The sequence below is a fragment of the Streptomyces sp. CB01249 genome, from assembly GCF_001905735.1.
Classification (GTDB): domain Bacteria; phylum Actinomycetota; class Actinomycetes; order Streptomycetales; family Streptomycetaceae; genus Streptomyces.
Genome location: NZ_LISW01000006.1, coordinates 31,894 through 46,311, shown reverse-complemented (window position 1 = coordinate 46,311; position 14,418 = coordinate 31,894). Strand labels below are relative to the sequence as shown.

At 72.8% G+C, this 14,418-nt stretch carries 14 protein-coding genes; 4 read left to right on the top strand and 10 right to left on the bottom strand.

From position 1 onward, the window contains the following. Positions 1 to 95 precede the first annotated feature (95 nt). Positions 96 to 1,964 carry an anthranilate synthase family protein gene (locus AMK18_RS25070; RefSeq protein ID WP_073864587.1) on the top strand — a complete coding sequence of 623 codons (1,869 nt, stop codon included), beginning with the start codon at positions 96 to 98 and terminating at the stop codon, positions 1,962 to 1,964. A gap of 9 nt (positions 1,965 to 1,973) precedes the next feature. Here AMK18_RS25070 and AMK18_RS25065 read toward each other — a convergent pair whose 3' ends face one another. The 4 genes from AMK18_RS25065 to AMK18_RS25050 all read right to left on the bottom strand — a co-directional run bounded on the left by AMK18_RS25065 (position 1,974) and on the right by AMK18_RS25050 (position 5,732). Continuing rightward, positions 1,974 to 2,978: a 2-hydroxyacid dehydrogenase gene (locus tag AMK18_RS25065; RefSeq protein WP_073864586.1), complete on the bottom strand. Its 1,005-nt coding sequence runs from the start codon at positions 2,976 to 2,978 to the stop codon at positions 1,974 to 1,976. A gap of 73 nt (positions 2,979 to 3,051) precedes the next feature. Next, a complete protein-coding gene (locus AMK18_RS25060) occupies positions 3,052 to 3,744 on the bottom strand; it encodes a response regulator (protein WP_018104416.1) in 693 nt (230 codons plus the stop codon). Next, a complete protein-coding gene (gene macS, locus AMK18_RS25055) occupies positions 3,741 to 4,973 on the bottom strand; it encodes a MacS family sensor histidine kinase (protein ID WP_073864585.1) in 1,233 nt (410 codons plus the stop codon). The genes AMK18_RS25060 and macS overlap by 4 nt, the downstream gene beginning before the upstream one ends. Positions 4,974 to 5,012: 39 nt before the next feature. Then, positions 5,013 to 5,732 (bottom strand): lysophospholipid acyltransferase family protein, encoded by a 720-nt coding sequence (locus tag AMK18_RS25050; protein ID WP_073864584.1) that lies wholly within the window; start codon positions 5,730 to 5,732, stop codon positions 5,013 to 5,015. Positions 5,733 to 5,970: 238 nt separating this feature from the next. Between AMK18_RS25050 and AMK18_RS25045 the strand changes: the two genes are divergently transcribed. After that, entirely contained in the window at positions 5,971 to 6,753 is a 783-nt protein-coding gene (locus AMK18_RS25045; protein ID WP_073864785.1) for an alpha/beta hydrolase, read from the top strand. After that, the gene (locus tag AMK18_RS25040; RefSeq protein WP_073864583.1) at positions 6,746 to 7,402 is read left to right on the top strand and encodes a hypothetical protein; all 657 of its coding nucleotides are present in this window, start codon (positions 6,746 to 6,748) and stop codon (positions 7,400 to 7,402) included. Before AMK18_RS25045 ends, AMK18_RS25040 begins: the two co-directional genes overlap by 8 nt. Here the strand turns inward: AMK18_RS25040 and AMK18_RS25035 are convergent. The 6 genes from AMK18_RS25035 to AMK18_RS25010 form a co-directional block, all read right to left on the bottom strand. Then, positions 7,399 to 8,157 (bottom strand): endonuclease/exonuclease/phosphatase family protein, encoded by a 759-nt coding sequence (locus tag AMK18_RS25035; protein WP_073864582.1) that lies wholly within the window; start codon positions 8,155 to 8,157, stop codon positions 7,399 to 7,401. The two genes, AMK18_RS25040 and AMK18_RS25035, sit on opposite strands and share 4 nt — an antisense overlap. A gap of 78 nt (positions 8,158 to 8,235) precedes the next feature. Then, on the bottom strand, positions 8,236 to 9,177 hold the full coding sequence (locus AMK18_RS25030) for an ROK family glucokinase (RefSeq protein ID WP_018104410.1): 942 nt from the start codon (positions 9,175 to 9,177) through the stop codon (positions 8,236 to 8,238). Between the two features lie 74 nt (positions 9,178 to 9,251). Beyond that, entirely contained in the window at positions 9,252 to 9,710 is a 459-nt protein-coding gene (locus AMK18_RS25025; protein ID WP_018104409.1) for a DUF5304 domain-containing protein, read from the bottom strand. Positions 9,711 to 9,793: 83 nt separating this feature from the next. Further along, positions 9,794 to 11,011 (bottom strand): ArsA family ATPase, encoded by a 1,218-nt coding sequence (locus AMK18_RS25020; protein WP_073864581.1) that lies wholly within the window; start codon positions 11,009 to 11,011, stop codon positions 9,794 to 9,796. A 4-nt stretch (positions 11,012 to 11,015) separates the two neighbouring features. Then, a complete protein-coding gene (locus tag AMK18_RS25015) occupies positions 11,016 to 11,465 on the bottom strand; it encodes an SRPBCC family protein (RefSeq protein ID WP_018104407.1) in 450 nt (149 codons plus the stop codon). Positions 11,466 to 11,564: 99 nt separating this feature from the next. Next, positions 11,565 to 12,344 (bottom strand): metallophosphoesterase family protein, encoded by a 780-nt coding sequence (locus AMK18_RS25010; protein ID WP_073864580.1) that lies wholly within the window; start codon positions 12,342 to 12,344, stop codon positions 11,565 to 11,567. 265 nt (positions 12,345 to 12,609) lie between these two features. Between AMK18_RS25010 and AMK18_RS25005 the strand changes: the two genes are divergently transcribed. Continuing rightward, positions 12,610 to 14,406 (top strand): AMP-dependent synthetase/ligase, encoded by a 1,797-nt coding sequence (locus AMK18_RS25005; protein WP_073864579.1) that lies wholly within the window; start codon positions 12,610 to 12,612, stop codon positions 14,404 to 14,406. Positions 14,407 to 14,418: the final 12 nt, after the last annotated feature.

Below are 14,418 nucleotides of genomic sequence, written 5' to 3'. Positions count from 1 at the left end.
GCGCGTACACACTGACGCAGAGGCCGCCCGAGGGGCGGCCTTTTCCGTGTCCACGGGCCGTTCCTCCCAGCTGATTCCCTGGAAGGAACCGACCCATGAGCTTCGACCGACTCCTGCGCGACGACTGCCCGCCGTTCGCCCTGCTGCGCCGCCGCACCCCCGGCCACGACCACGACACCGTCGAGGTGCTGATCGGCCGGGTGCACGAGGCGGACCGGCTCGCCGACGTTCCCGTCGGTGACCTGCCGTCCCTGGCGGTCGTGCCGTTCCGGCAGATCGCGGAACGCGGTTTCGACGTACGCGACGACGGCACCCCGCTGTCGGTCCTGGTCGCGGACGAGACGTACACGATGCCCCTGGACGAGGCGCTGGACGCGCTCCCCCGGCACGAAGTCCGCGTGGACGACGGGGAGTTCGACGTCAGTGACGAGGAGTACGCCGACACCGTGCGGCGGGTGATCGAGGACGAGATCGGCCGGGGCGAGGGCGCGAACTTCGTGATCCGGCGGACGTTCCGGGGCCGGATCGACGGCTTCGACCGGGCGGACGCGCTGGCCCTGTTCCGGCGGCTGCTGGCGGGCGAGCGGGGCGCGTACTGGACGTTCGTCGTGCACACCGGGGATCGCGTGCTGGTCGGCGCCAGTCCCGAGGTGCACGTGCGGATGTCCGGCGGGACCGTCGTGATGAACCCGATCAGCGGCACCTACCGCTACCCCGCCGAGGGGCCCACCCCCGAGAGCCTGCTCGCCTTCCTCGGCGACCGCAAGGAGACCGAGGAGCTCTCCATGGTGGTGGACGAGGAGCTGAAGATGATGTGCACCGTCGGCGACATGGGCGGCGTGGTGATCGGCCCGCGCCTCAAGGAGATGGCCCATCTCGCGCACACCGAGTACGAGTTGCGCGGACGCTCCTCGCTGGACGTACGGGAGGTACTGAAGGAGACCATGTTCGCGGCGACCGTCACCGGTTCCCCCGTGCAGAACGCCTGCCGGGTCATCGAGCGGTACGAGGACGGCGGGCGCGGCTACTACGCGGGCGCGCTGGCCCTGCTGCGCCGGGAGCCCGACGGCACCCAGACCCTGGACTCGCCGATCCTCATCCGGACCGCCGACATCGACGCGGACGGCACGCTGCGGGTGCCGGTCGGGGCCACTCTGGTCCGCCACTCCGACCCGGAGAGCGAGGTCGCCGAGACCCACGCCAAGGCGGCCGGCGTCCTCGCCGCCCTGGGCGTCCGCCCGGCCCGCCCGGAGGCGGAGCGGGAGCGCCCCCGGCTGGCCGACGACCCCCGGGTGCGGGAGGCGCTGGACGCCCGGCGCAGCGGCCTCGCCCCGTTCTGGCTGCGGATGCAGGAGCGCACCGCCGACCGCACCGGCCACGCCCTGGTGGTGGACGGCGAGGACACGTTCACCGCGATGCTCGGGCACCTGCTGCGCGCCTCGGGGCTCGACGTCACCGTGCGCCGCTACGACGAGCCGGGGCTGCGGGACGCGGTGCGGGCGCACGAGGGGCCCGTGGTCCTCGGCCCCGGCCCGGGGAATCCGGCGGACGCGGCCGACCCGAAGATGCGGCTGCTGCGCGCGATGGCCGCCGAGCTGGTCCGGGACCACCGGCACGGGCTGCTCGGGGTGTGCCTCGGCCATGAGCTGATCGCGGCCGAACTGGGCCTGGAGATCGTCCGCAAGGCGGTGCCGTACCAGGGGGCGCAGACCCGTATCGACCTGTTCGGGCGGCCCGAGACGGTCGGCTTCTACAACAGCTTCACCGCGCGCTGCGACGACTCCGGGGCGGCGGAGCTGGCGGCGCACGGCATCGAGGCGAGCCGGGACGAGGTGTCCGGGGAGCTGCACGCGCTGCGCGGGGCCGGGTTCGCCTCGGTGCAGTTCCACCCGGAGTCGGTGCTGACGCTGCGCGGGGCGGCGATCGTGTCCGAGCTGCTGGCGGGGCTGCCGGTGCGCGGCTGAGACTCGGGGTCAGGTCCCGGGGCGGGCGGGGACCAGGACGTTCTCGCTGTGGCGGCCGGCCAGGTAGTCGCCGACGTTCTCGACGGTGGCGTCGATGATCTGGCCGACCGCGTCCTCGGTGTAGTACGCCTGGTGCGAGGTGACGATGACGTTCGGGAAGGTCACGAGCCGGGCCAGGGTGTCGTCGTCCACGCCCTCCAGGGACTTGTCCAGGAAGAACAGCCCGGCCTCCGCCTCGTACACGTCGAGCCCCACGCCGAGGAAGCGGCCCGCGCGCAGCTCGCCGACCAGGGCCGAGGTGTCGATGAGGCCGCCCCGGCTGGAGTTGACGAGGATCGCGTCGTCCTTCATCAGGGCGAGGGCGTCCTTGTCGATGAGGTGGTGCGTCGACGGGAGCAGCGGCACGTGCAGGCTGACCAGGTCGGACTCGGCGAGCAGCCGCTCCTTGTCGACGTACCGCATGCCCAGCTCGACGCAGGCCGGGTTCTCGGCGACGTCCCAGCCGAGCAGCTTCATGCCGAAGCCGTGGGCGATCCGGGTGAACGCCTCGCCGATCTTGCCGGTGCCGATGACGCCCACCGTGCGGCCGTGCATGTCGCGGCCGAGGAGCCCGTCGAGCCGGAAGTCGAAGTCGCGGGTGCGGCCCGCGGCCCGGATCACCCGGCGGTTGACCGCCATGGCGAGGGTCCAGGCGAACTCCGCGACCGAGTACGGCGAGTAGTACGAGACCCGGGCGACGCGCAGCGCCAGGCGCTCGGCGACGTCCAGGTCGATGTTGTTGAAGCCGGTGGAGCGCTGGGCGATCATCTGGGTGCCGCCGGCCGCGAGGGTCTGCAGGACCGCGCTGCCCAGGTCGGCGTTGACGCTGGTGGAGATGACCTCGTAGCCCGCCGCGATGGGGGCGGTGTCCCGGTTCAGGAAGACGTCGAGGCAGCGGACTTCGTGCTTCCCGGCGAACGCCTTCTCGATCAGCGGCTTCTCGTCGGACTGCACTCCGAAGGCCAGGATCTCCACGACGTCTCCCCTGTCTGCGTGCTGGGCACGGCCGGTCATCGCGAATATACGGCGGGGCGCCCGGCCCCGCTGCTCAGGCGTCGTCGAGCCCGCGCTCTATGGCGTACCGCACCAGCTCGACCCGGTTGTGCAGCTGGAGCTTGCCCAGGGTGTTCTGGACGTGGTTCTGCACGGTCCGGTGCGAGATGACGAGCCGTTCCGCGATCTGCTTGTACGAGAGCCCCTTGGCCACGAGCCGCAGCACCTCGGTCTCCCGGTCGGTCAGCTCCGGGGCCTTGGGCTCGTCGGAAGCGGCCGGGGCGGGCTCCGAGGCCAGCCGGCGGTACTCGCCGAGGACCAGACCGGCCAGCCCCGGGGTGAAGACGGCGTCGCCCGCGGCGGTGCGGCGAACGGCCTCGGTCAGCTCCTGGGTGCTCGCCGACTTCATCAGATAGCCGGTGGCGCCGGACTTGACCGCCTCCAGGACGTCGGCGTGCTCGCCGCTGGCGGAGAGCACGAGGACCCGCAGCCCGGGCTGGCTGCCGACGAGCTCCTTGCAGACCTGCACCCCGGGCATGCCGGGCAGATTGAGGTCGAGGACCAGGACGTCCGGGGTGACGGCCCCGGCCCGGCGGACGGCCTGGGGACCGTCGCCCGCGGTGGCCACCACGTCGAAGCCGGCCTCGGCGAGGTCGCGGGCCACGGCGTCGCGCCACATCGGGTGGTCGTCCACCACCATCACCCTGATCGCCGGCTGCCCGGTGCCCTCTTCGTGTGTCGCGCTCATCGGACCGACCCCGCCTTCCCCCGTGAAACCTTAGGAACCTTCAATTCGACCTCGGTGCCCTGTCCGGGGACCGAGATCAGCTCTGCCGTACCGCCCAGATCGCGCAGCCGGCCGCGGATCGACAGGGCGACCCCGAGCCGCCCCTCCCCCTCGGCCTGCGCGAGCCGTCCCTCGGGGATGCCGGGCCCGTCGTCCCGGACCGTGACGATGACCTCGTCCGGCCAGTCCTCCAGCAGGATCCACGCCTGGGCGGCCTCGCCCGCGTGCACCCGGACATTGTCCAGGGCGGCGCCGACCGCGGCCGCCAGCTCCGCCGCCGCCGCGGACGGCAGCATGACCGGGGCGCCGGGCTCCGCGAAGCTGGTCCGGGATCCGGCGTGCGGGGCGAGCAGCGCGCGCAGGTCGGTCTCGCCGCCGTCCCCGGCGCCCGGTTCGCCGTCGTCCGTCTCGACGGTCCGGACGACGGCGCCCTCGGAGGCGTCCTCGGAGAGCCGGGTGGGCGGCACGAGGCCGCTGGAGACCAGGGTGCGCAGGGCGACCTCCTGCTCCCCGGCCATCCGGCCGAGCTCCGCCGCCTCGCCGCCGAGCGCGGCGCCGCGCCGCTGGACCATCGCGAGGACCTGGAGCACGCCGTCGTGGATGTCCCGGGCGAGGCGTTCGCGTTCGCGGGTGGCGGCCTCGATCTCCAGGGCGCGGGCGAGGGTGCGCTCACTGGCCCGGGCGACCTCCACCACGTAGCCGATGGCGATGGAGGCGACCCAGACCAGCATCACGTTGTGCAGGGTGTCGCGGCTGGGCTCGCCGCGCTCGATGAGGTTGGCGACGGCGACCAGGCTGGAGGCGAAGCCCGCCCACCGCCAGCCGCCCTTGATCGCGAAGGCCAGCACGGAACCCGCGGTCCAGATGGACGGCAGGGTCGGCCCGTCGACGTGCTGCGCCTGGAGGTCGGCGAGCGGGGTGACCACGATCCCGATGAGGGCGATGGCCAGGTCCGCACCCAGGAAGCGCTTGGTGCAGGCGGCGGCGCTGCCCACCTTCGGCAGGGTGGCGAGCGTCCAGACGCCCATCAGCGACAGGAAGGTGATCGCTATCCAGGGCCGCTCGTAGTCGTGCCGGGCGAAGGCGGCGAGCAGGATCGCGTAGACCATCGTCAGCACGCGGTACGCCGTCAGGGCGCGCCACAGCGGCTGCTCCACCGACATCCGGACCACGCGTACGCGTTTGACCATGCTGTTCTCCCCCGTCCCCCTGGCGGACCGCGGCGCCGCTCAGGCGCTGTCGCCGTCCGTCTTCTTCGCGGCCTCGGACCGGCGCTTGGCCTCGTCGGCGATCTGCCGCTTGGCGGCGGTCGCGTAGATGTCGACGTACTCCTGGCCCGAGAGCTTCATGATCTCGTACATCACCTCGTCGGTGACCGAGCGCAGGATGAAGCGGTCGCCGTCCATGCCGTGGTAGCGGCTGAAGTCGAGCGGCTTGCCGATACGGATGCCGGGCCGCATCAGCTTGGGGATCACCTGGCCGGGCGGCTGGATCTTCTCCGTGTCGATCATCGCGACGGGGATGACCGGCGCCCCGGTGGCCAGCGCGACGCGGGCGAGACCGCCGGGCTTGCCCCGGTAGAGGCGGCCGTCGGGCGACCGGGTGCCCTCGGGGTAGATGCCGAAGAGGCCGCCGCTCTCGACCACCTGGATGCCCGCCCGGATCGCCGCCTCACCGGCGCCGCGCGCGCCGGAGCGGTCGACGGGGAGCTGGCCGACGCCCTTGAAGAACGCGGCGGTGAGCTTGCCCTTCACCCCGGGCGCGGTGAAGTACTCGGCCTTCGCGATGAAGGTCACCTTCCGGTCCAGGACGGCCGGCAGGAAGAAGGAGTCGGAGAACGACAGGTGGTTGCTGGCGAGGATCGCGGGCCCGCGCGCGGGGATGTTCTCCAGGCCCTCCACCCACGGCCTGAAGGCGAGCTTCAGCGACCCGCCGATGGAGAACTTCATAGCGCCGTAGATCAACTCGGATGCCTCCTGTGTGCTGTCCGACAGACCTTAACCCGCCGTGTCCCCCTTCCTCCCGCCCGGCGCGGAAGGGCGTACGCGGCCCGGGCCGTGACGGCCCTGGTCGGTGTCGGCCCGGTCGCGTACGGTGAAGTAATCCTCGCGTATCCCGTACATCCTTCCGAACCCCCCTTCCGCTCCCCGCTCGCTCCCCCGCGAGCCTCATGAATTGGAGACCCCGGTGCCGGTCCTTCCCGGAGCCGAGCCGTTCCGCCACGAGGGCGGAGAGGTCGGCGTCCTCCTCTGTCACGGATTCACCGGTTCCCCGCAGTCGCTGCGCCCCTGGGCCGACCATCTGGCCGAGCGGGGCTTCACGGTCTCGCTGCCGCTGCTCCCCGGGCACGGCACGCGCTGGCAGGACATGCAGGTGACCGGCTGGCAGGACTGGTACGCGGAGGTGGACCGGGAGCTCCGCGGGCTGCTGGAGCGCTGCGAGCGGGTGTTCGTCTTCGGGCTCTCGATGGGCGGTGCGCTGGCGCTGCGGCTGGCCGCGAAGCACGGGGACGCGGTCAGCGGTCTGGTGCTCGTCAATCCGGCCAACAAGGTGCACGGCCTCGCGGCGCACGCGCTGCCGGTGGCCCGCCATCTGGTGCCGACGACGAAGGGCCTGGTCAGCGACATCGCCCTGGAGGGCGTCGCGGAGGTGGGCTACGACCGGGTGCCGCTGCACGCGGCGCATTCGGTGCGCCGGTTCTTCCGGCTGGTCGACGGCGAGCTGCCCCAGGTCACCCAGCCGCTCCTGCTGCTGCACAGCCCGCAGGACCATGTCGTGCCGCCCGCCGACTCGGCCCGCATCCTGAGCCGCGTCTCCTCGACGGACGTCCGGGAGATCCTGCTGGAACAGAGCTACCACGTGGCGACGTTGGACCATGATGCGAAGCGGATCTTCGACGAGAGCCTTGCGTTCATCGGCCGCCTCGCTCCGAGCGAGAAGGATCAGGAGGGGGGTACGTCCAGTGGCTGAGTATGACGCGGAGCGCGCGGGCAGCGAGGAGGAGCGGGAGCCGCTTCCCGCGGAGGGGGCGGCCGTCGCCGACGACACCGGCGCCCCGGTGGCCGGTGCGGGGGACGGACCGCTGGACGAGGACGCCGTCTGGCGGGCCATCGTGGAGGGTTACGGGGAGGAGCCGCCGGACCCGCCGGGCGCGCGGCCCTTCCGGTCGATCGAGGACCTGGCGCTGCCGGACGACGGTCCGCTGACCGCCCCGGCCTCGGACAAGGGGCTCGGCAAGCGGCCGCCCAAGCCGAAGCCGGACGAGGACAGGCCGCTCGGTGGTTCGGTGGTCTTCGCGCCGGGCGTGGGCCCGCGCGACTACGAGCCGGCCGACCCGGACGCGCCCGTCAAGGGCGGCGGGGACGACGACGAGGGGCACTTCGTGCCGCCGGAGCCGCCGCCGCTGCCGGAGGCCGACGTCACGGCGAAGTTCGCCTGGCTCGCGGTGGTCGGCGGGCCGGTGCTGATGCTGCTCGCGGTGCTGCTGTCCTGGGAGATGACCTGGTGGCTGACGACGGTCTGCGTCGGCGGCTTCCTGGGCGGCTTCGTGACGCTGGTGGCGCGAATGGACTCCGACGAGGACGGCGACGACGACCCGGGCCGGGGCGCGGTGGTCTAGGCCCTGTCGGCGGGCACCCTCAGCGCGGCCAGCACCGGGCGGTGGTCGGTCGCGGCCCTGAGGTCGGCCTCGCGCACCCCGGGCAGTCCGTCCGGGACCCCGCAGCCGAGGACCTCGATGCCGCCGGTGGCGAAGACGGCGTCGATCCGGCGGCGCGGCTCGTGCGCCGGGAAGGTGTACTCGCCGCCCTGCGGCTTGGTCTCCCAGCAGTCCTGGTAGCGCCCGGCCAGCCGCCGGAAGGCCCGCCCGCTCGGTACGTCGTTGAGGTCGCCGGCGACGACGGCGTGCGCCGCGCCCAGCGCGTCCACGGTCTCCGTCAGCCGCTGCGCCTGGGCCAGCCGCTCCTGCCGCTGAAGGCTCAGGTGGCAGCTGACCACCCCGACCCGGGCGCCCGCGAACCGGACCACTGCGGTGGCGAAACCCCGTCGGTGCTGGCCCGGGGTGCGCGGCAGCAGGATGTCCTCGGTGCGCTCGACCGTGGCGCGCAGCGAGCACAGCAGCAGCGGCCCGGCGGCGGTGGCGCCCCCGCCCAGGATCACCAGGTCGGTGGCGGCGGCGAGCCGGGCGGCGTACTTGCGCCAGCGGACGAAGCGCGGCGCCTCCTGGACGAGGACCAGATCGGGGGCGCAGGCGCGGATGACCCGGGCGAGGGCGCCGCAGTCGTCGCGCATCGAGCGGATGTTGTAGCTGAGCACGCGGATGACGGCCGAGCCGTCCGGCTCGGTGCACGAATCGGGCAGCGACATCGTGGCCATGCCCTCACGATACGGCGGACGCCCGCCGCTCCCCCAGGGGGCGCGACGGGCGTCCGGCGTTTTGGATGCGCGGGTGGATCAGCCCTGGCGGGCCAGGTCCGCCGCTCCCACGAGTCCTGCCTTGCCGCCGAGTTGGGCGGCGAGCACCTGCGCGTGCGGGCGCCATTCGCCGCCGATCAGCCAGCGCCGGAACGACTTGCGGATCGGGTCGAGGACGAGCTCGCCCTCGTCCGAGACGCCGCCGCCGACGATGAAGGCCGACGGGTCGAACAGCGAGGCCAGGTCGGCGAGTCCGGCACCGGCCCAGCGGGCCAGCTCGCGGAACGAGTCGATGGCCACCGGGCAGCCCTGGCGGGCCGCCTCGCTGATGTGCTTGCCCTCGATGCCCTCGACCGTGCCGTCGCCGAGCGCCAGCAGGATCGTGGCGTTCTCCGGGGTGGCGTTGGCGCGCTGCTTCGCGTAGCGCACGAGGGCGCGGCCGGAGGCGTACTGCTCCCAGCAGCCCTGGCTGCCGCAGCCGCAGAGCAGACCGTCCGGGACGACCCGGATGTGGCCGAACTCGGCGGCCACGCCGAAGCGTCCGCGGCGCAGCTTGTTGCCGATGATGATGCCGCCGCCGAGGCCGGTGCCGAGCGTGATGCAGATGACGTCGTCGTGGCCCTGGCCGGCACCGAAGCGGTATTCGCCCCAGGCGGCGGCGTTGGCGTCGTTCTCCACGACGACGGGGAGGCCGACGCGCTGCTCGACCTTGTCCTTGAGCGGTTCGTGGCGCCAGTTGATGTTGGGCGCGAACAGCACGGTGGCCCGCTTGTCGTCCACGTATCCGGCCGCGCCGATGCCGACGGCGTCGACCTGGTGCCCGGCGCTCGCGCCGGAGACCGCCGCCGCGATGGCGTCCACGATGGCTTCGGCCGTCGGCGGGGTCGGCACCTTGAAGGTCGAGAGGATGTGGCCCTCTTCGTCGACCACTCCAGCTGCGATCTTCGTGCCGCCGATATCGACGCCGATGGTGAGTCCCATGAATCCCTCAGTTCCGGTCGAGCCCCGCTGAGGCAACCGTACCCGAGGCCGGGCCCCGTCCTCTCCGGCGCCGGTCAGTCGAGGTCGATGTGTTCGCCTGCGCCGGACCCCTCGTCGCGGGGGCCTTCGGGGCCTTCCGCCTTCTTTTCGGTGCCCGCGGGGTCCCCCGCCCCCCGGGTCCAGCGGCCTTCCTGGCCCTGGACCGCAGAGCGGTAGGCGGCGAGCAGTTCGTTACCGGCCGCCGCGATGTGGTCGAAAACGTCCGGATTGCGCTCGATCACGGGCTCCACGGCCGCCTTCGCCTGCTGGATGACCTGCTGCACGGCACCCTGCGCGGCCAGTCCGAGAAGCGGCGCCTGGAAAGAGCCGAGCTTGTCGGACACCGCGTCCATCAGCTTGCGCAGCTCCTCGGCGGCGGAGCCGGGCGGCGGGCCGTAGGCGGCGCGACGGCGGGCCTGCTCGGCGGCGAGGTCCTCGGCGCACGCGTCGGCCCAGGCGTTGTCGTCGGCGGGGCGATCGGTGGCTTCGCTCATGGCGGACTCCTGGGGGCATCGTGGCCGGCGGCCCGGCATACCGGACACGTACCTTCGACGGTACCCGAACGCCGGTACGCCGTTCAGCTCGTCCGGGGCCAGAGCGCGGGATCGGGCGTGAAGCGGACCCGGAGCACGCCGTCGGTGAGGGCCGCGCCGGAGACGGTGCAGCGGCGCAGGGCGGGTTCCAGGGGGACGATGCGGTGGAACGGGCCGACGGTCAGGAGGAGTTCGCCGCCGCGCCGGACGAGCTGGAGGTCCTTCTTGACGGCGCCGGGGAGCCGCAGGCACCAGACGAGTATCCCGTCGCCGTCCGGCCCGCCGGCCTCCTCGGTCCACCAGGGGTCCGGGGCCCGGCCGGGCTCCTCGCCGGTGCCGGGCACGGCGAGCGCGTTGCCCTCACCATCCGCGCCGTCCGCGACGGCCAGGGCCAGGAGGTCGTCGGGGCCCTGCGGGTCGCGGCCGAGGTGGGCGATCCGGACCGGGGCCGCGCCCTCGTCCGCCCAGTGGCCGAGGGACTTCTCCTGCTGGGCGGCGAGCGCGGCGAAGAACGGGTCCGGGGAGTGGCCGGGCAGCAGCCGGTTGGCGACCGGCGCCTCGGCGCGCAGCCCGTGCAGGGCGAGGCCGGTGCGGGCGGTGCGCAGGGCCTCGTCGGCGGCCGGGCCCGGCTCGGCGACGAGCCGGAGGGTGGTGGCCCGGTCCTCGATCAGCGCCTGGACCTGGGCCAGTTCGCCGTCGTGCCGGGCGGCGGCCTCGTACAGCCACTGGGCGGGCATGGGCACCCCGGCCAGCTGGGCGAGCATCGGGCGCAGGGCGCGGGCGGCCTGGCGCTCCTGGGGCAGCAGCCGGCGCAGATAGCGGCGCAGCTGTTCGGGGAGGGCGAGCAGGCGCAGCGCGTCGCGCAGGGGCGGGAGGTCCACCACGAGGAGGTCGTACGCCTCGGCGGACCAGTCGCCGTGGGCGGCCCGGCGCAGGGCGTGGAGCAGGGCGAGTTCGCCGCTGCCGGGGAGTTCGGTCAGCTCCTCGCCGTCCAGCGGGTTGCCGCCGAGCAGTTCGAGGACGGAAGACAACTGCTCCTGGAGAGCGAGGAGTTCGCCGCGAAAGTGGGCGGCGGAGTCGATCCGGACGGACCGCAGCCCGGCGGTGACCGGGGTGGGGGCGGTGGCGTCGGGGAAGCCGGGTATCGGGTCGGCGGAGATCAGCAGGGTGCGGGCGCCGTCGCGGGCTGCGGCGAGCGCGGTGGCCGCCGCGACGGTCGTACGGCCTGCTCCGCCGGGTCCGGTGACCAGGACCGTACGCACGCGCTCAGCCCTTCGGGACGGACTCGACGCGCTTCTTCAGACCGGCGAGGGCGCGGTCGATGATGACCTTCTCCGCCTTGCGCTTGATCATGCCGAGCATGGGGATCTTGACGTCGACGGTCAGCCGGTAGGTGACCTCGGTGCGGTCGCCGTCGCCGAGGGGGGCGAGCGCGTAGGAGCCGTCGATGGCGCGGAGCATCTGGGACTTGACCAGGGTCCAGCTGACCTCGTAGTCGCCGATCCAGGTGTAGGCGAGGGTGTGGTCGTCCTTGATCGCACCGGCGTCCAGGACGAGGCGGACCTTCTCGGCGCGGCCGTGCTCGTCGGTGCCGAGGACCTCGGCCTCCTTGACCTCGCCGGTCCACTCCGGGTAGCGCTCGAAGTCGGCGATCACACCCATGACGTCGGCCGGCGCCGCCTCGATCGTGATGCTCGAGCTGGTGTGTTCAGCCATCGCTGTGGCCCTCCAGTGCGGTGTACCGGTCCGTCGGCAGAAGCCTGCCGCCAGAAGGCTATCGCGTGCGCCCGGCGGCCCGTCCCAGGGTGGGGCGGTTCACCACTCCAGTGCCCAGGGCCGGCCGGTGGAGGCGAAGTGGCCGACGTTCACGCACTCGGTGGCCCCGATCCGCATCCGGCGGGCCAGCGGCTGGTGGACGTGGCCGAAGAGGGAGTAGCGGGGGCGGGTGCGGCGGATGGCGTCGAGCAGGGCCCGGCTGCCGCGCTCGAAGCGGCGCGCCACGGTGTCGTAGACCAGCTCCGGCACCTCGGGCGGGATGTGGGTGCAGAGCACGTCGACCTCGCCGACCGCCTCGATCTTCGCGGCGTACTCCTCGTCGTCGATCTCGTACGGGGTGCGCATCGGCGTCCGCAGGCCGCCGCCGACGAAGCCGAAGACACGGCCGCCGATCTCGACGCGCTCGCCGTCCAGGACGGTGGTGCCGGGGGCGGCGTACTCGGGCCACAGGGCGGGGATGTCGACGTTGCCGTAGGTGGCGTACGTCGGGGTGGGCAGCGCGGCGAACATCTCGGCGTACTGCCGGCGCACCGCTTCGGTGATCGCGGCGTTGCGGTCCATGCCCTGCCACAGCTGGCGGCCGAAGTCGCGGGCCTCCTCGTAGCGGCGGGCGGTGCGCAGGGCGACGATCCGGTCGGCGTTCTCGACGCCGAAGAGGTCGGGGAAGATGCCGCGCGAGTGGTCCGCGTAGTCGAGGAAGAGGACCAGGTCACCGAGGCAGATCAGGGCGTCGGCACCGTCCCCGGCGCGGGCCAGCGCCTCGGTGTTGCCGTGCACGTCGCTGACCACATGGACGCGGGTGTTCGCTCCTGCTCGCATGAAAACAGCCTAGGGCCTGTGCAGAGGCCCCGGACCTGCGGTTACTTCCTGGTGTGTGGATGGGTGGACTACTGTGCGCGAAAGGACGTCCCGATATGTGTGACGCATAAGACATCTGGCCGGGACCCCCTATCCGGAACCGAGTACTGGTGGGTAACGTCCGGGCAGTCCAGTCGTGCTCACCCCACTGAGCACCCGCCATCTTGGACCGCGCCGGTGCGTCACACAGAGCCGTGGCACCGGAGCCCGATGAGGAGCAGCAGTCTTGCGCGAGTTCAGCCTTCCGGCCCTGTACGAGGTCCCCTCGGACGGCAACCTGACGGATCTCATCCGCCGCAATGCCGCTCAGCATCCCGATGTCGCGGTGATGAGCCGCAAAGTGGCGGGCGTCTGGACGGACGTCACCGCCACGCAGTTCCTGGCCGAGGTCCGGTCGGCCGCCAAAGGCCTGATCGCGGCGGGCGTCGAGCCCGGCGACCGGGTGGCCCTGATGTCGCGCACCCGCTACGAGTGGGTGCTGCTCGACTTCGCGATCTGGAGCGCGGGCGCGGTCACCGTGCCGGTGTACGAGACCAGCTCGCCCGAGCAGGTGCAGTGGATCCTCGGTGACTCGGGGGCCGTCGCGGTCCTGGTCGAGAGCGACGTCCACGCCGCCGCCGTCGCCTCCGTGCGCGACCGGCTCCCCGGGCTGCGCCACGTCTGGCAGATCGAGAAGGGCGCCGTCGACACGCTCCGGGCCGAGGGCGAAGCGGTCTCCGAGGAGACCGTGGACCTGCGCAGCGCGGCGGCCCGCGCCGACGACCCGGCCACCATCGTCTACACCTCGGGCACCACGGGCCGCCCGAAGGGCTGCGTGCTGACCCACCGCAGCTTCTTCGCGGAGTGCGGCAACGTGGTGGAGCGCCTGAAGCCCCTCTTCCGTACCGGCGAGTGCTCGGTGCTGCTCTTCCTGCCCGCCGCCCACGTCTTCGGACGGCTGGTGGAGGTCGCCTCGGTGATGGCGCCGATCAAGCTCGGCTGCGTCCCGGACATCAAGAACCTCACCGACGAGCTGGCCGCGTTCCGCCCGACGCTGATCCTCGGTGTGCCGCGCGTCTTCGAGAAGGTCTACAACGCGGCGCGCGCCAAGGCGCAGGCCGACGGCAAGGGCAAGATCTTCGACAAGGCCGCCGACACGGCCATCGCCTACAGCCGCGCGCTGGGCACCCCGCAGGGCCCCTCGATGGGCCTGAAGTTCCGGCACAAGGTCTTCGACCGCCTGGTCTACGGCAAGCTGCGCGCGGTGCTCGGCGGGCGCGGCGAGCACGCGATCTCCGGCGGCGCCCCGCTCGGCGAGCGGCTCGGCCACTTCTACCGGGGCATCGGCTTCACCGTCCTGGAGGGCTACGGCCTGACCGAGTCCTGCGCGGCCACCGCCTTCAACCCGTGGGACCGGCAGAAGATCGGCACGGTCGGCCAGCCGCTCCCCGGTTCCGTGGTGCGCATCGCGGACGACGGCGAGGTGCTGCTCCACGGCGAGCACCTGTTCTCCGGCTACTGGAACAACGAGGCGGCGACGGCCGAGGCGCTGGCGGACGGCTGGTTCCACACCGGGGACATCGGCACGCTGGACGAGGACGGCTACCTCGCGATCACCGGCCGCAAGAAGGAGATCATCGTCACGGCCGGCGGCAAGAACGTCGCTCCCGCCGTCATCGAGGACCGCATCCGGGGCCACGCCCTGGTGGCGGAGTGCATGGTGGTCGGCGACGGGCGGCCCTTCGTGGGCGCGCTGGTGACGCTGGACGAGGAGTTCCTGGGCCGCTGGGCCGAGGAGCACGGCAAGCCCGCGGGATCGACCGCGCTGTCGCTGCGCGACGACCCGGAGCTGATCGCCGAGGTGCAGCGCGCGGTGGACGACGGCAACGCGGCGGTCTCCAAGGCCGAGTCGGTCCGCAAGTTCCGCATCCTGGGCGCCCAGTTCACCGAGGAGGCGGGCCACATCACGCCCTCGCTGAAGCTGAAGCGGAACGTGGTGGCGAAGGACTTCGCGGACGAGGTGGAGTCGATCTACCGCTCGTGAGACGTACGACGA